The organism is Novipirellula methanifontis (assembly GCF_052161655.1).
Lineage (GTDB): Bacteria > Planctomycetota > Planctomycetia > Pirellulales > Pirellulaceae > Novipirellula.
The window spans coordinates 4,066,306-4,091,100 of the sequence record NZ_CP197418.1 but is presented as its reverse complement, the minus strand read 5'-3'; the positions used below and the strand labels follow the sequence as shown (position 1 = coordinate 4,091,100).

The 24,795-nt window shown below is 53.3% G+C and carries 7 protein-coding genes; 1 reads left to right on the top strand and 6 read right to left on the bottom strand.

Going from position 1 to position 24,795, the window contains the following annotated elements:
• Nucleotides 1-58: 58 nt before the first annotated feature.
• The 6 genes from cmk to SH528x_RS14255 all read right to left on the bottom strand — a co-directional run bounded on the left by cmk (nt 59) and on the right by SH528x_RS14255 (nt 16,644).
• Nucleotides 59-724 carry a (d)CMP kinase gene (gene cmk, locus SH528x_RS14280; protein ID WP_442511187.1) on the bottom strand — a complete coding sequence of 222 codons (666 nt, stop codon included), beginning with the start codon at nt 722-724 and terminating at the stop codon, nt 59-61.
• Nucleotides 721-3,300: a transglutaminase TgpA family protein gene (locus SH528x_RS14275; RefSeq protein WP_442511186.1), complete on the bottom strand. Its 2,580-nt coding sequence runs from the start codon at nt 3,298-3,300 to the stop codon at nt 721-723. Before SH528x_RS14275 ends, cmk begins: the two co-directional genes overlap by 4 nt.
• Nucleotides 3,301-3,427: 127 nt before the next feature.
• Nucleotides 3,428-4,642: a DUF58 domain-containing protein gene (locus tag SH528x_RS14270; protein ID WP_442511185.1), complete on the bottom strand. Its 1,215-nt coding sequence runs from the start codon at nt 4,640-4,642 to the stop codon at nt 3,428-3,430.
• Nucleotides 4,643-4,810: 168 nt separating this feature from the next.
• Nucleotides 4,811-5,707, bottom strand: a complete 897-nt coding sequence (locus SH528x_RS14265) for an AAA family ATPase (protein ID WP_442512131.1) — start codon at nt 5,705-5,707, stop codon at nt 4,811-4,813.
• Between the two features lie 228 nt (nt 5,708-5,935).
• Nucleotides 5,936-7,405, bottom strand: coding sequence for a sulfatase (locus SH528x_RS14260; RefSeq protein WP_442511184.1), 1,470 nt, complete (start codon nt 7,403-7,405; stop codon nt 5,936-5,938).
• A 236-nt stretch (nt 7,406-7,641) separates the two neighbouring features.
• Nucleotides 7,642-16,644 (bottom strand): Ig-like domain-containing protein, encoded by a 9,003-nt coding sequence (locus tag SH528x_RS14255; RefSeq protein WP_442511183.1) that lies wholly within the window; start codon nt 16,642-16,644, stop codon nt 7,642-7,644.
• 759 nt (nt 16,645-17,403) lie between these two features.
• Between SH528x_RS14255 and SH528x_RS14250 the strand changes: the two genes are divergently transcribed.
• The gene (locus tag SH528x_RS14250) at nt 17,404-24,711 is read left to right on the top strand and encodes an Ig-like domain-containing protein (protein ID WP_442511182.1); all 7,308 of its coding nucleotides are present in this window, start codon (nt 17,404-17,406) and stop codon (nt 24,709-24,711) included.
• The last annotated feature ends 84 nt before the right edge of the window (nt 24,712-24,795 follow it).

Sequence of the window (24,795 nt, the reverse complement as noted above, 5' to 3'; positions counted from 1 at the left end):
TAAACTTTTACCGTCCCGGGCGTACACCGCGCGCGCTACGGAAACCTCCGACTGCGGGTCATTGCGTTTGGCGTTTTTCCATCACTTCGCGAACTTGCTTGAGCACCCAGGCCAACACTTCCTCGGGTGTCATATCGTCGGTGTTCAGCACGATTGCGTCCTCGGCAGCTCGCAAACGTCCCACCGGTCGCGATTCGTCCTCGAGATCTCGCTTATTCTGAGCCGTCAAAATTTGCTCAAAAGACAGATGCCGCCCTTCGCTTTTCAATTGTTCCAGGCGACGTTCGGCACGTACTTCCGGTGATGCTGTCAAAAAGAACTTGCACTCGGCTTCGGGAAAAACCTCGGCGCCCTGATCTCGACCTTCGGTAACGATGTCACGTCCTTCGGCGATACGACGCTGTTGCGCGGACAATTGGCGTCGAATCTCGGGCTCGTCCGCCAAAAAGCGGATGGCATCGGTAACAGTCGGCGAACGAATCGCCCCCGAAACATCCTCTCCATTGAGAAGAATAATGTCGCCATCCCATTCCAATTCCACTTCGCTAGCAACTTTCACAAGCGCCTGTGTGTCTTCGAAATCGATCTGGGCACGGATCGTCGCCAGAGTTACCGCGCGATAGAGCGCTCCGGTATCGAGAAAATCGAACTTCAATTCCTGGGCGGCTTGACGCGCGATACTACTTTTTCCAGCACCTGCTGGGCCATCAATGGCTACGATCACGATGCGTTCTCTTTGGTTTCGGTCGAATGTAGGTGGGAAGGCTTGCCAGTGGTAGGATTCGTCAACCGAGCCTGCACTTGCAGCTTGAGCTCGTGCAACGCTCGCTGGATCGTTTCTGAATCCGAACCCGCGTCGTCTGATGCCCTTGCCTTGTTTGGCCCGAAACGTAGTCGATAGAACGCATCCGTCAAGACACGAAGGGGCGAACGTGCCGTCGAACTTGATGTCGACACGGGCGGGCGAAGGCCTTGGTTCAACTCGGCATCGGCAAGCACGGCGAATTCGGCAGGTGTCTGAGCATTGCCGCGACGGATACCGCAACGCATCAAACTATCGAGCGTCTCGGCATAAAATGCGAGCGTGGGGCGAGTGCGAGATTGTTGAGGCGGCGTTTTCGTCCGGTCACGCAGTTCCGTCAAAACGCGGACCGAACCGAATACGCCGAGCGTCACGATCACTCCAAACAACGCGGCGATCCAAGAAAAATCTCGGTGTGCCGACAACGCTCCGCCGCCAAGCTTGCCCGCTTGGACTTGGTCCATGATATTTTTCAGCCAAGTCGTCAACATGTATCTTGACTGAGCAATCGGCGTCATTGCTGAGTTTCCGTTGCCTGATGCGGCGCTCGCGTTTGGGTTGACGTCGACCACATATCCTTTCCAAAGCGTTTCGGCCAAGTCAATCACGCTGTTGACGCCCTGCGTATCACCCTGCGAGTTCGTTCCCCCGGGCGTTGGATCTAATCGCATCCAATACTGAGTTGCTTTGGGTTGCCCATACACGACATGATCAATATCCTTTTCGTCAATCAACGCTTCTACCCAAGCATGGGCATGCGATTGCCGAGCGACATAATAATGTCCAAGCTCGTTGATATCTCCGGTGTGGTAACCAACCACCAAGCGAGCCGGAATGCCTTGGCTGCGTAACATCATTGCTAATGCCGAAGCAAAATATTGGCAATGTCCGCGGCGGTCGGTTGCGACGAACTTTTCGATTGGATCCACACTCGAACTGGTCGACGCATCGAGGTTCAAGGTGTATTGGAAACCGCCACGCGTGTGCAAAAACTCTTCGTAGACGCGGGCCAGCGCCATCGGTCCTCGATCTTCTTCTGGCATACTACTTGCGATCGCATCCGCCATTAATTTAATCGTCGGCATCCGCCTCTCGCTGAATTGCAACAATTCTTCACGATACCTTTGCCGAAAGTCTCGTTCGGGATTGACCGTTTTCTCGGACCTCCGAACACCGATCCCGTTGTTATTTTTTACCGCAACCCGAGACGCATAGGCAATCTCTCCCGGAGCAAACCGTGCGATCAATTCGGATTGCACACCATCGCGAATGGAATTGGTGCCAAACGAGTATCGAATCGGAGGGTGACGAGAACTAGTTGCCTCCCGTCGCCGAAGCGTCCAACGCTCCACTTGATGCACTACCTCTTTTTGCCTGTCGATTCGGTAGTACGGGGCAATCGCAAATAACGATGCACTGCTCATCGACTTGCAATCAATTCGCACGTTGACCGAATCGTAAAAATTGCGATCACTATTTCGCGGTGGAAAATATTCGTTTGGCAACAACTGGGAATTGCTAATAACGCCACCGGGTATCGAGGACCAATCTGCGATCATCTCGCCTTTTTTACGTTGAACGTGATATTTTTCGAGCGTACGGCCGCGAAGATATAACCCACCAATCGTTCGGTACGGCTTTCCAGAGGCCCGATCGGTCATCCAAACACGAAGTGCAATGTCATTGCTCTGCAACATTTGGCCAAATTGCTTTAAGTGCACCGTATCGCTAAAGCCGACCAGAGCATTCCCGCGATGGCCCATATTCGCCGACTCAGTCGTCCTTGGAATTGCGTAAAAGAACGTGGCTCCGATGAACAGCACCGCGGGAACTACAACGCCAAGAATGGTGCGAGACATGCCTGGAACCGAAGAAGGCACGACGCCATCAGGATCGCCCCCTTCTCGATTTGGGGACAGCAACACTCGTGGATCCCGTAGCGATTGTCCCGCGTCGTTCGCCGAAACTCCCGACAACAATGCGAGTCCGTACGCCGCCACAAACCCAATCGGCACCAACAACAACCCAAACGAAATTGCGTTGTTGAAGACCGCCGCCACGATCAACTCAAGCAAACAAAAAACGCATAATTGCTCGCACACTCGCCGCGTCTTGACCTGCAGCATCAAGATGGACTGCACCAACACTAACAATTCCGAGACCGCCAGAAGATGTCGATCTCCACCCTGATACAAATCGAATGCGAAACGCGTTCGCGTATTGGGATCGTAGACAACAAAATCGGCCACGCAATAGATCGCTGCAGCGACCATCGCAAGATAGGCGATCAACGACGGGAGCGAAAAGAACGCTAACAAGTCGACAAATACATAGCCAAAGATCGAAAAGAAAACAGCGATCAGTGCGAATGTCAGAGAATCGGGATCACCAGCAAGTGTCATCCCCCCCAAACAGGAAAGTACGGCAAAGCACAACTTGACGCGACCATCCACTCGCGTCTCACTCTCTTTCGCAATCGGTGATATTACTGATGCCATAAAATGTTGCCCAACTCCCTGCCCGGCGGTTTCTGACCATTGTACTGTAGTTTGTCCGCCGGAGGGTTGGTTATCAGCCGGCGGATTTGATTCAGAGTCGTCGCTGCTCTAAACAAATTCTAAATGCTTACTCCGCCACTTCGAACCAATCGCTTCCCCCTGCGGCGGAGAGATCAATCCACCGCAATCCGCTCCGACGCAGCCAATGATCCAAACGGCTGCGCAGCTCGGGATCTCCTGCTTGGATCACCTGTTGCATCGAGCGAGGACTTAGCACCAAAAAATCTTGGAATCGCCCGCCAAGCCCTGAGGCCTGCTCGAATGCGCCCAATAAATCGGGCGAGTGAGTCACTTGGACTCGCGATAACAGCGACAGCACATTTCGTTTTGTATCCGTCGACCCACTGGCCAATGTCGCCATCGGCTGCTGTCCAGCGGCTGCTACCACAATACGGCTGGACGCCCCTCCTGCCAATCGCAATGCAATCGTCGCGGCCGCACTGATTGCCATTTCAACCCGCCCATTGGGCGACGTTGGCGACTCGAGAAATGCGTCAACAATGACACACATTTCGTAGCGTCGCGATTGTTCGTATTGCGCCACCACGGGCTGATCCAATCTCGCCGATGTTCGCCAATGAATTTTTCGGACCGTGTCTCCGTCGCGATAAGGTCGCAATCCATAAAACTCGCCTTCATTGGGCCCGGTCCGATCCGTCGACCCCGAGACACCATCATTTCGCCCCGTAATAAAACGCTGCCACCCCCGCTTCAGTGTCAACAACTTAGGGTACACCTCCAACGTTTCCGACTGCTTATTAATAACGCGAGCGGTCAACAAATCGAGCGGAAAAGAAGTGAGCACACGCAGCGGCCCGAAAGTCAACGTTCCGCGATTCTGAGGGACTATATACGTGGTTTTAGCAGCGACTTGGCTCGGACCGATTTGATGGATCGTAGCACTCGACAAATTGCTACTCGCTTTGCCGGTCGAGAGCGACGCTTGCGACTCGACTCGATCGTCGACACGCAGCAACCACAAAATCATCCAGCGGCTGTGGTTGGTGACTTCGAAATCCAACGAAAACGCCTTTCCGACATACGCCTCCGACGGCAATCGCCGCCGCAACGATAACGCCATCACGGCACCGCGGGACCAGCGCCACTGAATCATCAACGCTCCGACCAAGATCCCCGCGACAACGAGCAACAAATTGAATCCGCGGAGCGCTCCACCGAGCATGGCAAACGTGCTGACAAACAAGAAATGAATGCCCAGACGCGTGGGCCAAACCTTGCGTTGGTAGAACGGTGAATTCAGCGATTCGTTGCGTAGTTGCATCAAAAAAGACCGACTAAGGCACGAGCGGATTTCCGGTGTCGTCTTTCACGGCCTATCCGCAAATATTGCGAACGCCACCTTTATCACCGAGCAAATTGCAGCTTTGGCATCCGGCACGATTTGAAATTGAACAACTTCAAAAAAGTGCTCGAGCGAACCAAGGGGACATTATACAGGCACTTCGACCTGTTCCAAAATGGTTGCAATTTGCTTCTCAACCAAATGTCGACTCGGGCCTTGAAACACGCTGTCGTGAACAACCCGGTGCGACAATGTCGCCACCGCGAGCGCCTTGATGTCATCGGGCGTGACAAAGTCTCGCGATTCGGACAGCGCTCGAGCTTGACATCCACGATAGAAACTCAGGGCCCCGCGTGTGCTGACGCCGTACTCGAAATCAGCATGCGATCGCGTGGCTTCGACGATGTCCAACAAGTAATTGACGAGTGATTCTTCAAACACCACATCGCGAACTTCGGCTTGGGCATCACGAATCGCCTGCAGCGTTGCAACGGACTGAAGTTGGTTTACCGGTTCCCCGCTGCGATGGGTAACCAGAACTTCGCGTTCCCAGCGACGATCGGCATAACCAATCGAGGTTCGCAAAAGAAAACGATCGAGCTGGCTTTCCGGAAGTGCGTAAGTGCCTTCGAATTCGAACGGATTTTGCGTGGCAACGACAATGAACGGTTGCGGCAACGGGTGCGTCACTCCATCAATCGACACACTTCCTTCGCTCATCGCTTCTAGCAGCGCCGATTGGGTTCGCGGCGGAGCACGATTGATTTCGTCGGCCAAAACGACATTGGCGAAAATCGGCCCCGGATGGAATTCAAATTCCCGCTTATCCGTGCGATAAACCATGCTGCCGGTGATGTCGCTGGGCAACAGATCCGGGGTGAATTGCAGCCGATTAAACTTGCCGTCGATCGAATGTGCCAGTGCTTTTGCCGCCAAGGTTTTGCCGACCCCCGGGACGTCCTCCAGCAGAATGTGTTCGCCGGCCAACAATGCGACGACCAACATTTGGACCACTTCGGATTTGCCGAACACGACCTGTTCGATGTTTTCCCGTAGACGACGAGAGGTATGATAGGCTTCTCGCGTCATGACATCCTTCTACGATTGAAACGATCTTGATTAGACAATAACTGAAAACAACAGATCTCCGCCGCTCCCCTGCGGCGCAAACGCACTGCGCGTCGATCCGTGGGACACCAACGCATCAATCTTAGCGGACAATCGATGCCGCTTCCATCCGACTGGTCCCAGAAGGCTTACGTTGCGTTGTCGTCAATTCTTTTTGGATTGACGTTCAAACATTTCTAACATTTCCTTGACTTTGCCTGGCTGATCGTCTGCCAAATTAGACCCCAACACGTCGCGATTGGCTGGATACAGCTCGATGGATTGATATTCGCCCCCCACGTTTTTGGCAATCAAACGATGATCCAACGTCCGTACCGAGATCGCTTTGTTCCAAAAACTGAGCGATGCATCACGTACCGAGTCGGCGTCGCCTTGGATGATCGGAGTCAAGCTTTTCCCATCCAGCGGCAGATGCGTTTGCTGGAAGCTCGGATTGCAAACATCGATTAGCGTTGGATACACATCGAGCGTCTCGACCAGCGCGTCCGAAACCAAGCCGGATTTCGAGACGCCGGGAACACGGATCATCAACACACTGCGTAGCGCCCGTTCCAGCGGCGAATGTTTGCCCCAGATCTGCTGGTCACCCAAATGCCAACCGTGGTCACCCCAAACAACGACCACCGTATTGTCGGCCAACCCGGTTTCACGCAGCGTATCGAGCACCTTGCCCACTTGTCGATCCGTGTAACGCACACACGCCAGGTAGCCTCGCCGCGCATCGCGCTGAGCGGTCGTCGACAACGGATGGTCTTTTTCAAACGGCGCGTCGTACTTGTAAAACTCACCACTGCGATGCCAATACGCCGTGTCGGGCTTTTGCTGGTCTTCGGCAATTTTGATTTCGCTGTTCTCGAACGCGTCCCAATCTTGTTTCGGTGCAACAAACGGCAGGTGTGGCTTGAAGAAACCAAGCCCTAGAAAAAAAGGAGCGTCGGTGTCACTTTGATCCTTAAGAAAATCGATTGCCGACTGGGCCATCAATCCATCAGGAAGATCAGTATCGTTAGCGACTGTGAAATCCATTAAATTTTGATGCCCATGCCCGTCTTCGCGATGGGCACCGTTGGGATAGGCAAAGAACACACCCCAACCTCGCTGCCATGCCCCCAACGGCGTCGCCAGTGTATCCCAAGCCAACGGCACTTCATCACGCCCATCCCCTTTGCCGTTGTATTCGTACACACGGCCATCGGCAGTATGAGATATCTTGCCGATGCAAACGGTTTGGTAACCACTGCGGCGAAACAACTCGGGCATCGATTGGGCGCCCGCCTGTGCGACGTCGCTTAACTTTGCCGGCCCTTGATACAGAGCAGCATTGTTTGACGTGACTCCGGAACGAAGAGGACTTCGCCCCGTCAACATCGAATACCGCGACGCGCCACAAGTCGGCACTTGGACAAAGTGGTTATTGAACCGCACCGCTGTGGCAGCAAATTCATCCAAGCATGGCGATTGGGCATCCGCAACACCGTAGCAACCAAGTTCCGGCCGCAAATCATCAATCGCAATAAACAAAACATTCAGCGGCTTCTCAGCCGCATTTGCGACAAGGCCAATGAAACCACATCCAATGGTGGTAGCGATGCAAACCAGTAAAGATCGAAGCAAAGTCAACTCTCTCGTTAATATAACCCACGCACCCGCGCTAACATGGACGTGATAATGCCACCCATCAGCGTAGCGGATTTGCGTGGATGCTAAAATCACGGGTACTAGGGACACTGATTAGAGCATGTTGCCGGCAGCTATGCGTCTCAAACAAGACCAAGTTTGCCAGCGTGTGGAAAGATTGTGTTTCGGGCGTCAGCAGCAAAGTCCTTTGCAACGATGCTCAAAAACAACACTCACGAGATGGCAGGATCGTTAATCAATAGATCAAGTGCGTCGGTACCATTTCTCTGTAGACTGGCAACAAAATCAACATCACTGAGCGCCCTATTAACAAGATTTACATCGAGAGCCAATTGATTGATCCGTCTTGCTTTGACAATTTGATCGAGTCGCAAATCGGTCCCAATGGAATCAGCAAGCGAATTCCCACCCGCATCGATCGTGATCCGCGAGCCCGCATAAAAATCGATCGGCGTATCGACTCGGAACAACGGTGACGCAGTGTTAAATCCTAGGTAAACAGTGATTTGAAGCGCCCCACCGGACGTGTCCAACTTACCTTTCAAATCGACACTATTTTTCAAATCAAATTGGGCATCGCCCCCACGCGTGTTGATCGTCGCGCCACTATCTAGCGAGGTCATACGCGATCCACTCACCGCAAACACGCCCCCTCCGGTATCGATTGCTTCGCCAATGTCGACTGTTCCACTGTGCACCAGCGTAACGTCGCCTCCGCCGGTGTAGATCAATCCATAATGATTGTCGGTGACTAAATTTACGGCTTCGGTCGAGACGGTTCCGCCAGCACCACCACGGGTGTCCACTCGACCTCGCAATCGCACATTGCCTCCGGCGACCAAGCGAACCGCCGCGCCAGAGGTCACGATGTTGTGGACGTCGATTGCCTGTGCGTGATCAATGAGGACGCTCCCGCCTGAAGTAACAATTTGCGAGGTGTAGCGGGTCACCGAGAAAGAGCCACTGGAATTTAGCGAACTAAAATCGCCTCCGCTTGTCGAAATACTGTTACCCAGCACAACACTGGAAACACCATTGAACGAAACGTCGCCGCCTTGAGTCGAGATCGATCCAAGGTTGGTTGTTTCAACCGTCGCACCACCATCAATCGTAAAGCTTCCCCCGAGGGTATTGAGTTGGTTACCAATGACCACAGCCCCTGAATGATGCAGGGACACGTCGCCGGCGCCACTGTAAATCAAAGCGGCGGACTCCGATCTAAAATTAATCCCCGTTGATTGAAAGTCCCCCTGACCGCCACCACGCATATCAATTTGCCCACGAAGCCAGACATTAGAATCGCTAACAAACTCCACAGCTCCGCCGGACGTAGTAACCGTATACAGCGTCACATCGCGACGGTGATCAATGAGAACATCGCCTCCTACAGAGCCATTCTGAGTCAAGATACTTGCGAGATAGTGGTTCATTGCAAAGGTCCCATTCCCGAGCGAACTAAATCGCCCCCCGTTCGTCACCATACTTGCATTGATCTGAACATCCCCCTCGTGGATCAATGAGATGTTGCCTCCATCCGTGCGGATCGCACCGTTGGTCGTTGTCACGAAACCGACTCCTGAAGATGCAAAATTGCCGCCGGCAAGATTGACTTGAGTTCGCAAGACGACTTGTTCCGAATTGAGCAACAAATCGGCGCCGTATGTTTGCAAAGACGAACCAATGACTTCGATCGTATCGTTCCCCCCCTGTCCATCAATCTGAAATAAACGGGTCGGTGTCAGCACAGTGATTTCAGGAAGAGTGGGTGCTTGGATCTGCAATGCATTACCAGAAACACTTTTCAACGTTGCGACGTCATTGCCATTTGAAAGCTTCACTGTGGCGTCGTTTAATGAACTCGTCGAACTTAAACTTTCAATCCCTAAAAAGGAAACAGGTGCAATCGAAACGTTGTTTCGGGTAATCTCAATCTTCCCTGTATCATAATGAATCGCCATCGCATCCAATGCACCTCCGTCAATCCTCAACTGGTCCAGGCCGCCTGCATCCATCCCGTTAAACTTCACTCCCCCCTTGGGAACTGGATCGCCGTTTGTAAAGTCGATGCTCAATGAATCTCCAGTTCCAGCAGCGCCGGTCACGTTGATCCCACGGTCAACAAGAATTGGCTCTCGCGTGATAGCCTGACCATTACGGAACAACACACGTTCGCTCGACACAGGATCGACGGACAATACGTAGTTGCCAGCTCCAACAAACTCGCGAGCCGATGGCTCAACCTTCAGCACACGAACATGTATCGTTGCTTCTGCGATCGCTCCGACGTTATCGCGAACTTGATAAGTAATGGTGTCATCCAAAAATTCACCGATCGTCAAATCCTGAATCGCATCGGATTCAGCGGAATCGTAGGTAAAACTACCATCGGCCGCGATCACAACCGTGGCACCGAGTGTACTAGTCTGCGTCCCGACATTCACAACGGACAAACCATCGGCAAGGTCGACGTCGAGATCGTTCTCCAACAATCCTGGTGCAGCGATTGTCAGAACGGAATCACTGTCGCCAGCATAGGAATCATCCTCCGCAACCGGCAACGAGTTCTTACCGGCGACTGTAATCGTCAAATTTGCCTGTGTGGTTGCGCCGTGCGAATCTGTCACACGGTAACTCAGTACCTCGGTCGCCTGATCACCCGCTGACATTTCCGAGTACTCGCCTGCGGGATCAAACTGGAACGAACCGCTACCCAGGTCACTAAACTGTCCGCGAGTCGGAACCGACAACCACTCATAAACTAGTGAATCAGCGTTATCGTCGTTATCAATATCATCAGCGACAACACGTCCTGTCACGGCCGCATCATCCTCAAAAAGCGAAAGCTGATAATCGGAAGCCGTTGGGGCATCGTTTACACCGGCAACACGTACGGTTACCTGTCCCGCAGCATTACCAATTCCATCCGTCACGCTGTAGGCAAATTGGTCATCGCGAAACTCGCCCAGTGAAAGATTCTGTAGCGATGCGACGGCGGTTGGATCGTAGGAAAAACTGCCATCCGCAGCGATCGAAACTGCCGCACCGAGACTGCTCGTCTGGCTTCCAACATTGACGACGGAAATTACATCGGTGAGGTCGACGTCGCGATCGTTCCCAAGCACGCCTGGTGCAGTGATTCTCAGAACGGAATCGCTGTCACCAGCATAGGAATCATCCTCCACAATCGGCAAGGAGTTCTTACCGGTGACGGTGATCGTCAAGTTTGCCTCAGTGCTCGCGCCGTGCGAATCCGTCACACGGTAGCTAAGTACCTCGAATGTCTGTTCACCCGCTGCTAATTCGGAAAACTCGCCTGCGGGATCAAACTGGAACGAGCCGCTACCCAGGTCACTAAACTGTCCGCGAGTCGGGACTGATAACCACTCATAAACTAGCGAATCAGCGTTATCGTCGTTATCAATATCATCCGCGACAACACGTCCTGTCACAGACGCATCATCCTCCAAAAGCGAAAGCTGATAATCAGCTGCCGTTGGAGCATCGTTCACACCGGCAATGCGGATGGTCACCTGTCCCGCAGCATTGCCGATTCCGTCCGTCACGCTGTAGGCAAATTGGTCATCGAGAAACTCGCCCGATGAAAGATTTTGTAGCGATGCGACTGCGGTTGGATCGTAGGAAAAACTACCATCCGCAGCGATCGATACCGCCGCACCAAGACTGCTTGTCTGGCTTCCAACATTGACGATCGACATTACATCGGTGAGGTCGACGTCGCGATCGTTCCCCAGTAGTCCTGGTGCACTGATTGTCAGAACCGAATCACTGTCGCCAGCATAGGAATCATCCTCCGCAATTGGCAATGAATTTTTACCGGTGACGGTGATCGTCAAGTTTGCCTCAGTGCTCGCGCCGTGCGAATCCGTCACACGGTAGCTCAGCACCTCGGATGCCTGTTCACCCTCTGCTAGTTCAGAAAAACCGCCTGCGGGATCAAACTGAAATGAACCGCTACCCAGGTCATCAAACTGACCGCGAGTCGGGACTGACAACCACTCATAAACCAGCGAATCAGCGTTATCGTCGTGATCAAGATCATCCGCGACAACACGGTCTGTCACGGCAGCAGCATCCTCGAACAGCGAAAGCTGATAATCGGCTGCCGTAGGAGCATCGTTCACACCGGCAATGCGGATGGTCACCTGTCCCGCAGCATTACCAATTCCGTCCGTCACGCTGTAGCTAAATTGGTCATCGAGAAACTCGCCCGATGAAAGATTTTGTAGCGATGCGACTGCGGTTGGATCGTAGGAAAAACTACCATCCGCAGCGATTGAAACCGTCGCACCAAGACTGCTCGTCTGGCTTCCAACGTTCACGACGGACATTACATCGGTAAGGTCGACGTCGCGATCGTTCCCAAGCACGCCTGGTGCAGAAATTGTCAAAACGGAATCGCTGTCACCAGCATAGGAATCATCTTCCGCAATCGGCAACGAGTTTTTTCCGGTGACGGTGATCGTCAAGTTCGCCTGCGTGGTCGCGCCGTGCGAATCGGTCACACGGTAGCTCAGCACCTCGGATGTCTGTTCACCCTCTGCTAGTTCGGAGAACTCGCTTGCGGGATCAAACTGAAACGAACCGTTACCCAGGTCATCAAACTGACCGCGAGTCGGGACCGACAACCACTCATAAATCAGTGAATCAGCGTTATCGTCGTTATCAACATCATCCGCGACAACACGTCCTGTCACAGACGCATCATCCTCAAAAAGCGAAAGCTGATAATCGGAAGCCGTTGGAGCATCGTTTACACCGGCAACACGTACGGTCACCTGCCCCGCAGCATTACCAATTCCATCCGTCACGCTGTAGCTAAACTGGTCATCGAGAAACTCGCCCGACGAAAGGTTTTGTAGCGACGCGACTGCGGTTGGATCGTAGTAAAAACTACCATCCGCAGCGATTGAAACCGTCGCACCGAGACTGCTTGTCTGGCTTCCAACATTGACGATCGATATTACATTAGCAAGGTCGACGTCGCGATCGTTCTCCAGCAATCCTGGTGCAGAGACTGTCAGAACGGAATCACTGTCACCAGCATAGGAATCATCCTCCGCAATCGGCAACGAGTTCTTACCGGTGACGGTGATCGTCAAGTTTGCCTGCGTGGTTGCGCCATGTGAATCCGTCACGCGGTAGCTCAGCACCTCGGATGCCTGATCACCCCCGGCCAGTTCGGAGAACTCGCCTGCGGGATCAAACTGAAACGAACCGCTACCCAGGTCATTGAACTGACCGCGAATTGGGACCGACAACCACTCATAAGTCAGCGAATCAGCGTTATCGTCGTGATCAACATCATCCGCGACAACGCGACCTGTTACAGCGGCATCATCCTCAGAAAGCAGAAGAACATAATCGTCTGCATCCGGAGCGTCGTTTTGCCCCGTGACGCGAATGGTTACGACCCCAGAACTATTGGAGATTCCGTCGGTCACACTATAGCTAAACTGGTCCACTGCAATTTCATCGAAAGCTAGTTCGCGGAATATCTGCGTACTTCTCGGGTCGTAGCTAAACCCGCCATCGGCACCGATGGATACCGGAGCGCCGAGAGTGCTGATTGACGAACTGCTGGAGATCACCGCAATGGTTTGGTTTACATCCGAATCAAAATCATTTTCCAGCAAGCCTGGCGAAACAACGTTCAAGACGCTATCGCTGTTGGCAACGTATGAATCATCGACGACTACCGGCGTGCTATTAACGCCATGAACGGTGATTGTTACTGTCGCATCAACCCAAACCCCATGGGAATCGGTGACCCGCACCGTTGCAGTCTCAACCGCGGATTGTCCTAGCGAAAGGTCGGAAAATTGCCCAGCAGGATCAAAGCTAAACTCGCCTGAACCGAGATGAACGAAGTTGCCACGCGATGGAGTGGTCAGCCACGAAAAATCCAACGTGGATGCGTCATCGTCATGATCAATATCGCCCGCGACTATTTTTGATATTTGGAGCGATCCATCTTCAGTCGTGATCACCGTCAAATCGTTCGCCGTGGGTGCATCATTGCTTCCACGCAATTGGATATTCACCACTGCGGAATCACTAATCACACCGTCGCTCGCACGGTAAACAAAGCGGTCTTGAATGACCTCACCCTCTGCAAGCGGTCCGGAAAGTTCAAGAGACGTCGGGTCGTAGCTGAAGCTACCGTCTGGCCCCATGCTAACCTGAACTCCAAGCAAACTCGTCGTTGACTGTGTCGTCACCGACAGATCACCGACCTCGTACTGTGCATTACTGGTTACGACAAAGACACCAAATCGAGCATCAGTTCCGACGGCGGTGCGAGAATAATCACCCAGCGGTTGAGGGGCGTCTCTTGCAACCATCGGGACTTGAATCGGATTCCCATCATAGACTCCCTGCAGTACTGGTTCGCCGTACAAGTCCATCACGCTGTTGAGGTAGTAGATATCGCCAACCTCAAGAACCGCTGAAAGATCGACCTCCACGGTCGGCTTTTCATCCCAATTGTAAATAATCACGTTTCCACGACCATTTTCATACGCATTGGGTCGGACAAAGACTTCGGGTGTCGGTGCAACCGTCTGCAGTACACTCTGGGTATCCCAACCTGTCGCGGCCTTCCATTGATCTAAACTCAATTCCGAAGTTTCAAGTCCAAAGACTGTCGACGGCGATGCGACATAACGATTGTTGTCCCAAATATAATCATGCAAAATTCCGTCGTCTGGCGGGTCAACGTATACCGGGCTCTGGTTACTGATGATTGTATTGCGAGCAAAGACGACATCATCCCATCCCTGCAGGATCCGAAATTTCGAAGCGAAATAATTATCGGTGACTTGAATGTCTTCGTTTTCGGGCCCCCACACGTAACCAATATCCACGACACCATCGAGTCGGTTTTGAAACGTATAATTTTCGTGCAGCGTTGCATTCTGAACCGCGACTCCGCCACCAATCAGAATGTCACGTTCGGTGTCGTAACCAGGCCCCGCGGCAGCTCCGTTATTAAACGCAACATTGCCTTGCAGGTTTAAGTTATTCAAGTGAGCGTTCTCGCTACCATAAGCATGAATACCAGCGCCGAATTGGTTGAACAAAATGTTGTCGGAAATGGTCTTGTTACCGCTTTCATTTTGGACATACAGACCATGACCATGTTGGCGATCCGGAGCGTCCCAACCATTGTTGTATCCAATGGTTCCATAGACTTCGCCACCATTGCCCCAATGTCCAATCCCGGCGTTCAAATCATGAACAACGAGGTTAACGAATTTGTTGTAGTCGCCTCGAACCGCCACGCCACCGCGATGAATGTCAGGCTGGAAGGGGCCTGAGTGAACTGTGGTTCGGGGGCCGGGGTTACTCGAAAAAATCTCGAACCCCTGATAGGTGACAAAATTGCCAAATACGAAAAAGGAAGGATCGAGTGGCTGCTCGGCAAGCGAGGCGTCGTACAAATCCATTTCCACATGCTCGCCGGGATAAGCGCGGACCGTGATTGGATTCTCCGCAGTTCCTGATAGATAGCTATGGAACTCACCGTAATAAACACCGCCGCGAATCCAAACCGTGTCCCCTGGCCCAATTTCACTCGGTGGATTTGCAAAGACCTCCGCCAAACTCCACGGATTCTCTTTACTGCCATCTCCATTGACCGACCCGTCCACTGCGACGTAGAAACCACCCAATTCGATTGTTTCGAAATCCTGTTGCGCTACCAACGCTTGTGGATTATCGTTTGTCAACACACCCGCGGCGGGGACTGACAGCACGCGATTGGCATCGGCTTCATAGGTGTCGTCCACCACAGGTCCCGGCGGAGTGCCGTGGATCGTAACCGTGACCGAAGCCGTTGCAGTCGCACCGTGGGTATCGGTGACGGTATAGAAAAAAGTTTCCGTGGCGATTTGCTCTGGTTCAAGATGATCAAACCATCCTTCAGGACTGTACCTCAGCGTGGTCCCATTCTGAATATTTACGGTACCCAATATCCCCGATACATTCACAGCGGTGATCGTAAGAACGTCACCGTTATCGATGTCGGAGTCGTTCGTTAACGGACGCAGAGTCACTGATTTGTCAGCACGAGTCGATGCCTCATCCTCGATTGCGATGGGCAAATCATTCACGCCAGACACCGTAACCGTGACCGTCGCGGTTGTATCACCTACATTCGCTAAGCTAGTGCCCGTGATCGTATACTCGAACGAATCATTCGTTGTTTGTCCTTGTGCGAGCGATTCAATGACACCTATTGAATCTGCGGAATAGACGAAACTTCCATCACCGAGTACCTGCACACTCGCCCCCAACGTGCTGAACTCATCTGCCTGTTCAACCACCAATCCATCGCCAACATCATTCGAAAGAACACCCGCTGCGGAAATACTCAACGCTGTATTTGCGTTAGTTGAGTAAGCGTCATCGTTGGCAACCAGTGAGAAAGTTTGCTGGCTTTGTATGACCGTTGAGATTTCTTCGTCCGTCAAAGCCCGATTATAGATTTGCACTTCATCTAAACTGCCATCGAAATAGTTACCACGATTTCGAGAGTCCGCGCCTACGATTACATCAAGCGAGGACATCGTGCGGGGAGGTCGTGCATGCAGCCCCTTTAGTTCTCCATCAACATAGACCTTCGCTGTACCGTCTTGCTCGCGTACGGCTGTAACATGGTGCCACTGCCCATCGTTGATCGCTGTGGATGAAGTGGCATCGGCACCAAATTGATAGTCGCCAAACATCCAAAACCGAACTTGCCCAGATGCAGTCGTCTGGAATACATACTCACCATTGTATCCGCGTGGACTACGCTGTTGAACAATTGTCTGCTCTGAACTCGCAGTTGTCTTCACCCATGCCGCAACTGTGAATCCATCCTTCCCAATGATCGCGACGTTGGTTCCCGCATCGAGATAGTCATCTTGGCCATCAAATAGAAACGCTTCCTGAGAGATTCCTGCTGTCAATCCTGGTTGACTCAAAATGAACGCGTCATGACCGTTGCCGGAGACATCGCTCGCGGTCAGACCATTTGTTGAAATCTCGTTAAGCGACCAGTGTGCAATGAGCCCTGAAGGGACCGATCCGCCCGCAAGCAAGCGACGATCCTCAAGATTTTCCAACAACAATCTTCGCGTTCGGCCCACACGATTGAAGTGACGACTCTTGTTTTTGGTAAAACGCGACTGGCCCAATTTCGTTCCACGCATTTTATTGCTCTGAGATAAGGTGATAAGCAAATCAAGAGGCAAGCAATTCAAACAATTCGTGATACAGATCGCGGTGTACCGGTTGCCCTACATGCATACCGCTATACCGAATGAGCCCCCAGTGCTTACCTTGAACTATGTTCTTCTATCCAATCTGCTAAATGTTGTGAACCCAACGATCGGGGTGGGTTTATAGCAGCGGTTAACTTTGTATCGAAAATTCACACTTCGCAGACAGGAATCGCGACCACCTTAATTTAGACCATGCACACACCCCCCGGCAAGCCTGGTAGTGCACAGATGATTCGATTCCGATAATCGCCGTTCCTGGCCGCCTAGCTTGCAATGAACCGTTCGCCATCTTGAGCTTGGGATGCCAATGCTACTGAAATCAGCTTGCTAGCCACGTGGATCCATCGTTCAGGCAATTTCTGTGCCTCGACAAACACCGATTTTGCGGCATCAATCAATTTCTTTCCCACACCGAAAAACAAGTTCTTCGTTGCATTTCGGACCTGCAGGTCCGAGAATGAACACAGCGAGACCGCCCGGGGGGCCAGGCAACAACCATCAGGCTTCCCGCAATTTAACGAAGAACAATCTTTAGCAAGGACACTATTGAAATCAACTGTAACTGATTCCACGCGGTGAGATTTGATTCACCATCGCGCGAGGTTCCGAAACAAAATCGGCATCGCGTCTTCGGCTTCCATGACTCGGCAGTCCTCTCGCATGCTGATGCCTTGGGGAGCACTGATCATGACCACGCAACTCGACCGCTCACGTGTCCATTCCAACCGAAACTATAGGCAGTCGCGAGCGTGTAAGCTTCGCCGTGATTTGCAACGGCGATTCCTGCCTTGTCTTGAACAACTCGAAGACCGGCGTCTACTGGCGGTCGATTTGGTTAGCGTCACGCCTCCGCCTAGTTCACCGGTCGCAGCGAATGACTATTCAAGTAACCCGGTGATCAATGCCAATGGCCGCTTCATTGCATTCCAAAGCTATGCATCGGACTTGGTCGCTACCGACACCAACGATCGCCAAGATGTTTTCCTGCGTGATCTGTTGCTAGGGACGACGACACTGATCAGTGTTAACGCGGAGGGCACAGGCAGCAGCATTTGCGAAGCGAGTGTCGGTTGCAGCCCATCGGGATCGTTCGATCCCGCGATCAGTGATGATGGACGCTATGTCGCTTTCGTCAGCAACTCGACCGACCTTGTCAAAGGTACCGTCATCGATGTGGTCCCCAACGTGTATGTTCGCGATCGGGACGCCGATGAGGACGGAATCTTTGACGAGAGTGGTGCAGGTGAGACCTCAACGACGCTGTTGAGCATCGGCACGGACTTAACGGCGGCGGGCGTGGTGGTGGGTCCTTCGAACCGTCCGGTGATCAGTGGCGACGGAAAATTTGTGATCTTCACCAGCTTTGCGGTCGACATGTTGGTCGACGCCCCCGCAATCATCGACACCAATGGTTTTGGTGGCGATTTATATAGGGCCAGTGTCGATGGCGGCCCGGTGACTCGGATCAACGTCGATGGCACAGGATCAGGTACGGGATTTAACAGCGGCACAACGTTTGATTTTTCAACCAACCTCAGCGGTGGCTTGGTTGCATTCGTAACGTCCAACAACGGACTCGTCAGTGCCGCGACGGGCAGCGTCGACGACACAGGCGGCTTCGATGTCTTCGTGGGCGGCGGCAATTCACCGGTCGAGTTGGTTTCGATCAACAGTGCTGGAAAGAACTCCGGAAACGATAACTCACGAGAACCACTGCTCAGTCGCAACGGTCGACACGTCGCTTTCTTCAGTCGTGCGACCGATTTGGTTGATGGAGTTAGCGATGAGAATTCTGCCGAAGATTTGTTCGTTCGCGATCTAAAAACAGGCATCACTACGTTGGTTAGCCGCAGTCGCGAGGTCGCTGACACGGTCGCCGCAGACGGCCCCACCCCTCCTTCTCCGCTGCTCGACAGCGATGTGAGTGCGGGGCCAGTGATGAGTGATGATGGTCGCTTCCTCGCCTTTCGGAGCCTTGCCGGGGATCTTCTTGATCCGTCATTGGGTGTCACCGATGGTGATGCATTTTCGGACATCTTTGTGCTTGATCGTGATTCCGACGTCGATGGGATTTTTGATGAGCCCGCTGCAACGGAAATGATCCTAGTCAGCGTGAATGCGGCCGGCACCGCCGTCGGCGTTCATACCGATGTTGGTATCGGAACGGCGGGGTCGACGGGACCCTCGATTAGTAGCAATGGTCGCTATGTAACATTCGTCAGCACGGCACGAGACTTGATTCCCGGCGGAACCCTATTTCCCGGAGGACACGTTTATGTGCGTGATCTGTGGACCGGCGTTACATCAATGATCAGCAAGACGACCAGCGGAGCCGGAGTGGGTCCCAGCGGTATTCCGGGAACGCGATTTCTGGCCGCAAGCCGAGATGGATCTCGCGTCGCCTTCCAAAGCGACAGAGACGCGAGCGACTTGGATCCGACGGTGACCGATCCACCGAGCGGCTCGCCTGTCCCATTCGGCGAAGTCGACTTGTTTGCTGGAACGCCAGATACGGACATCTTGATGGGGCGCAATTTCGCAACTGGATTCACTGATTTCTTTCAGTCATTCCGGGTCGTGAATGAAGATGCCTCGGAGTTTGAACTAGGTTATTACCGATCGCTAGACGACCGACTTGACGCAAGCGACGAGTTGCTAGGCGTTATGGCAATCACCGATCCCGACGATCTTATGGTCGATGGAAATCGGCTCGTTTTTACCACCATCGGCGTGGACGCGGACAGTGTGCCGTTTCCAGGAATCGACGGCGAAGCGGATCCGATGGAGGACTATTTCATCTTGACCGTTGCGGATCACTTGGACGTCGTGCCCGAGTTTGATGGCGATCCGCTGAACGAAGACAACACGCGGCCACTGCGTGGAAGCTACCAATTGCCGGGAACGCCTGTGTTTGCACATGGCATCGCTCGAGACGAAACGTTCACCGTCGAGGTCGTTGGTGACAGCGTCCGACTTACCTACGGAATCACTGGCCTAGGGATTCCACGCACCGTAACGTACGACCTCGAAGAGGGATTGGAAGTTCATCTTCGCACGCACGGTGGTAACGACACTGTGATCGGCAGCGACTTAAAAGAAGTGATCTTTGGCGGAGAGGGCGGCGACAATCTTCGCAGCGAAGGCGGCGACGACATGCTGTTCGGTGGCCCAGGGCGTGACCGGCTAGACGGTGGTGAGGGTGCCGACACGCTCGATGGGGGCGACGGTCCCGATACGCTGATCGGCGGCCCCGGACCCGATATTATTTTTGATGGTCCCGGGGATGACACGGTCGAAGCCGGGCTTGGCGATGACGTCGTGTTTTCGACACCTGGCAGCGCCGACGTCTTTATCGATACCGGTGGCGATGACACGCTCGACTTTTCTCTCGCCTCGCTTCCGATCACAATCAACCTCGATTCGACCGCGGTGCAGACCGTGGATTCCGCAGGCAACACAATTCGCTTGATTGGCCAGTGGGAAAATTTCGTCGGCACTCCCTTTGACGACGATTCCACTGTCCATGTCAAACCGCTTACCGTACCACGCACGCTGAATGGTGGAGGTGGAATCGACCGCTTGATCTTGGACGCAGGAGGAGCAATTGTCGTCAACGATGGGACCAAGTTTTCGTTTCCTGGCATAGGGTTGGCGGATGTTTCGTATCAACGTTTCGAGCAGATTCGTGTTATTAACGCAGCTCCCAATACGATCGACGATGGCGACCCAGGTTATCTGGCCGATGGTTTCACAAGACAATTCGACCCTCAATTCCTGCAAGGATTCAACGGGGACATCGAATTCAGTGCGGCCAACGCAGGCAACGTGGCAACTTGGACATTCAACGACATCCCACCAGGTGCCTTCGCGGTTTCCGCGACTTGGACCAGCGCCCCCGATCGCAGTGAGAACGCGCGATTTGTCGTGCATGAAGGTGACTCCAACGGTCCGATCCTGGCCGATGTTCGTGTCAATCAAGAGATCGCGCCTATCGAGTTTAATTCCGAAGGCATCTTTTTCCAAAACCTTGCAGTTGTCCCCATAAACGGCAATATGCTTACGGTTGAATTATTTGATGCGGATGCTGACTTGGGCGACGACGATCCTAATTCGTTTGTAATTGCCGATGCGGTTCGTATCGAACCGGTTTCGTCGACGCGGATCATCGATAACGGTGACGCTGAATTTTCGTCGGCGGGTGATCAAATCGTTGGATTTGGTGCCTTTGGTGACTTGCATACCACGCAAGCACTCACCGACACGTCGGGCGGTGTATGGGATTGCACTTTGGGCGAATGCAGTGAAACGCTGCCCGATGGTCGCTATCTGGTTTCGGCGACTTGGCCCGCTCTAGCAAACATAGCGACCACCGAAGTGACATTCACAGTGACCAGCGGTGATGAATCGTTCACCACCGATGTCAATCAGTTCCTACCGCCACGCGACTTCAGCGAAGCGGGTATCAATTGGCATCGACTCGGCGTGATCGATGTGATCGGCGGCGTCGGTATTCGCACCGAACTGACGGGCGATGCCGGATTGTTGTTGGCCGATGCGATCCGCATTGAACCTGCGGCGAAGATAACGGTTTTTGATGCTTTGGGCGACGAAATTCCCAACGGCGGCACATGGAATCTGGGCCAAACCGCAATCGATTTGGATACTGCAGACGCGACGCTCCAGGACCGCATCACGATCCAAAACTCAGGCATCGCGGACTTGGATTTGCGTAATCTGCAGATCAGTGGCGACGGATATTCGATCGTCGACGCAGGTGCCAGCGTGCTACCGCCAGGTAGCAAAACGCAAGTGGAAGTGGACTTCACCGCAACCGCTCTGGGAACATTCGAGGGTCAATTGACATTCCAAACGAACGATTTTGACGACTCTCGTTTTGAATACACGATCGGATTGAGCAGCGACGTGATCGAGGACGATTCGCCACCGACAATCGAGATCACATCACCCTTTTCGGGTGTAACGTTTATCGAGGGCAGCACCATTCCGATCCTGGTCAATGCGAACGACGACATCAAAATCAAAGCGGTCGAATTGCGTGTGGACGGCGATTTCGTCCAGACCGACGACACGTTTCCGTTTGATTTCGATTTCACGTTACCCTTGGATTCGCCAAATGTTCAGCTGACTGCCCGAGCCATTGACATCTCAGGCAACCAAACCGATTCGGAACCGATCACGATCAACTTAATCGAGGATCAACCGCCCACGGTGCACATTACTCAACCAATCGATGGACAAGGCATTATTGAGGGTACGCCAGTTCGCGTCACGATTGACGCAGAGGATGATGTCGGAATTCAATCGGTGGAATTGTTTGTCGATTCGCAATCTGTGGAATTGGAAGTCTTCGATCCATTTGTGTTCGAATTTGTTGCGCCCAATGTTCCCGGCGAACATCATATCGAAGCCCGTGTCACCGATACGGCGGGCAATCTGGTTAGCGACGTGGTCGATTTCAATGTTTTCTCGCAACCTTCCATCCATTTTGGATCGATCGTGGTTGGATCTGAAAGCGGTGCTCCACCGGTCGTCCAAGTCTTTGAACCCGATGGAACCGGAACGTTCAGCTTCTTTCCTTATTTGCCAACGTTCGCCGGTGGAGTACGGGTGGCCAGCGGTGATGTGAATGGCGATGGCACGCCGGACATTATCACCGGTGCCGGTCCTGGCGGCGGGCCGCATGTCAAAGTCTTTGATGGTTTGACGGGAGCAACACTGCATAGTTTCTTTGCCTACGATCCACAGTTCACGGGTGGCGTCTTCGTGGCAACGGGCGATGTTTCCGGTGACGGCTTCGCCGACATCATCACCGGAGCAGGCGCCGGCGGAGGGCCGCATGTCAAAGTCTTCAGTGGCAGCACGGGAGCAGAACTGGCGAGTTTTTTCGCGTTTTCCGATTCCTTTACGGGTGGAGTTCGAGTCGCCACAGGCGACGTCAACGGCGACGCTCAAGACGACATCATTGTCGGTGCGGGTCCCGGTGGCGGACCTCACATGCGAGTGTTTGATGGGCACACTGCGAGCCTGCTGCCTCAAACCGGTACTCTCACACCCGATCATATTCTGAGCGACTTCTTTGCCTTTGACCCTGTATTTACAGGAGGTGTTTTTGTCGGCGCAGGCGACTTGAACAACGACGGCATCGATGACATCGTGGTCGGTGCGGACCAGGCCGGCTCGGATAACGGCGGCCACGTCAAAGTTATCGATGCGGCATTATTGCCCACATTTGGTGCCGGAATTCAAGTTCCCGACCCGACGCTGCTCGCAAATTTCTTTGCCTACCAAACCGACTTCGCGGGCGGCGTGCGTGTCGCTGCGGGCGACGTCAACGGCGATGGCATCGCCGACATCGTGACCAGTCCAGGCCTAGCCGATCCGGTGGAAGTAAAAGTCTTTGACGGCAATGATCTGAGCTCCATCAATACCATTGAGCTTGGTCCCGGCTTTTTGGGATCCGCTGTCGTGGTGGCCGACCGACCGATTGCAGCCGTCGTTAACCTGCAGTCACGAAGTCCACAACACGAGGTGGACGTGGACAATAACGGAGTGACCGTGCGTAACCAAGACGGCAACGTTGTTTTCTTCCGCTCCGCCACCGATCCTCCATCCACGATCCGGCTGAACGGTTCGCCCGACAGCGACGATTTATTGATCTTTCGTGGCTTCGTCAACCCGCCCGTGGGACCGTTTGTTTTTGATGGGGGACTCGGCGGAAACGACGCAGTGAAACTAGCGACTCGATCCGCCAGCGATCCCCCGCTGCAATATCTGAAAGTCAAACTGCAATCCACTTTGGTCACCTCGTTTTCGACCGATCGCAATGCGGGCGACATCGACTTCGATTTCAAGGCGATCGACTTGGAACCGATCGAAGACACGCTTGACGTGGTTGATCGCGAGTTCGTGTTTGCCAACACCGACGACAATGTCGTCTTCGACACTGGGGATGATCCCGATGACAGCGTGCTGCGTATCGACAGTGACCACAGCGAAGTAATCGATTTCCAACAAGCCAGTGGAACGACGCAAGTCCAACTCGGTGGAGGAGCGGACGTTTTTACATTCGACTTGCCTATCGATCAGCTGCCCACATTAGATGGCGGTGAGGGCGATGACGCTCTCGTACTCGCCGGAAGCGGTCACCATTTGGACCTCACCGATCCCAGTCAAAACAAACCACTGAATCTAGAAAGAATTAACGTGATCGGCGCGAGCCCCAATGAATTGACAATCGATGGACCGAGTGTCATCAGTGCCACGGATGACGACAATATTTTGCTCGTCGTTCACGACGAAGATGACACGGTGAACTATGCCGGTGAGGACTGGCAAGTGATGCCGCCGATCTTTGTCGACGGCGGTCAGCGGCATGTACTGGTAAACGGCGAAGCCACCGTGGAAACGGTCAACACCAAACCGTGGCAGAATCCATTCGCAGCGACCGACGTTGATCACAGTGGTGCGACGACGGCGTTTGACGCATTGCTGATCATCAATCTGCTCGATCGATTCCAACAGAGTGCCGTTGTACTTAATACGCCGACTACCGCCACTACGCTGGCGAATCGGTACTACGACGTCAATGGATTGCTCAATAATGACGGACAATACGTCGCATCCGCAACGGACGCCCTCGACGTCATCAACTTCCTCGACATCAATAGACCGTCTCCCCTCGTACCAACACAGCGTTTGCCGTCGCCACAACCCGAAGCCGAGATTCCCATGTTAATCGCAGCTAAGACGAGCATGACGGCGGACGATCGAAACGAGCAGCGACAAGCTGACTTGGTTCTGAACGATTCACAACTAAAATTGCGAGTCGATGTCGCGAATCAAGCCGCACCGTCGAACGTGACCGCGAGTGTACTGGATCAAATCACCAAAACGGATTCAACTGCCAGCCAGTCGGACTTGGACACTCGCGATCGAGCGTTGGCGGAGTTGTTCCTTCACGCCGAAATTGATTGATAAAAAACAACGGCCGCCGCATTGGTAATTGAGATGCGTCCTACGACCAAGTTTCCTGTTGTTAAGCAGGTAGGCAGGAGTCAC

Excerpts from the sequence above, each read along its gene's own strand:
- SH528x_RS14270 (WP_442511185.1), bottom strand. The coding sequence starts at position 4,642 with ATGCAACTACGCAACGAATCGCTGAATTCACCGTTCTACCAACGCAAG.
- SH528x_RS14255 (WP_442511183.1), bottom strand. The coding sequence starts at position 16,644 with ATGCGTGGAACGAAATTGGGCCAGTCGCGTTTTACCAAAAACAAGAGT.
- SH528x_RS14275 (WP_442511186.1), bottom strand. The coding sequence starts at position 3,300 with ATGGCATCAGTAATATCACCGATTGCGAAAGAGAGTGAGACGCGAGTG.
- SH528x_RS14250 (WP_442511182.1), top strand. The coding sequence starts at position 17,404 with ATGACCACGCAACTCGACCGCTCACGTGTCCATTCCAACCGAAACTAT.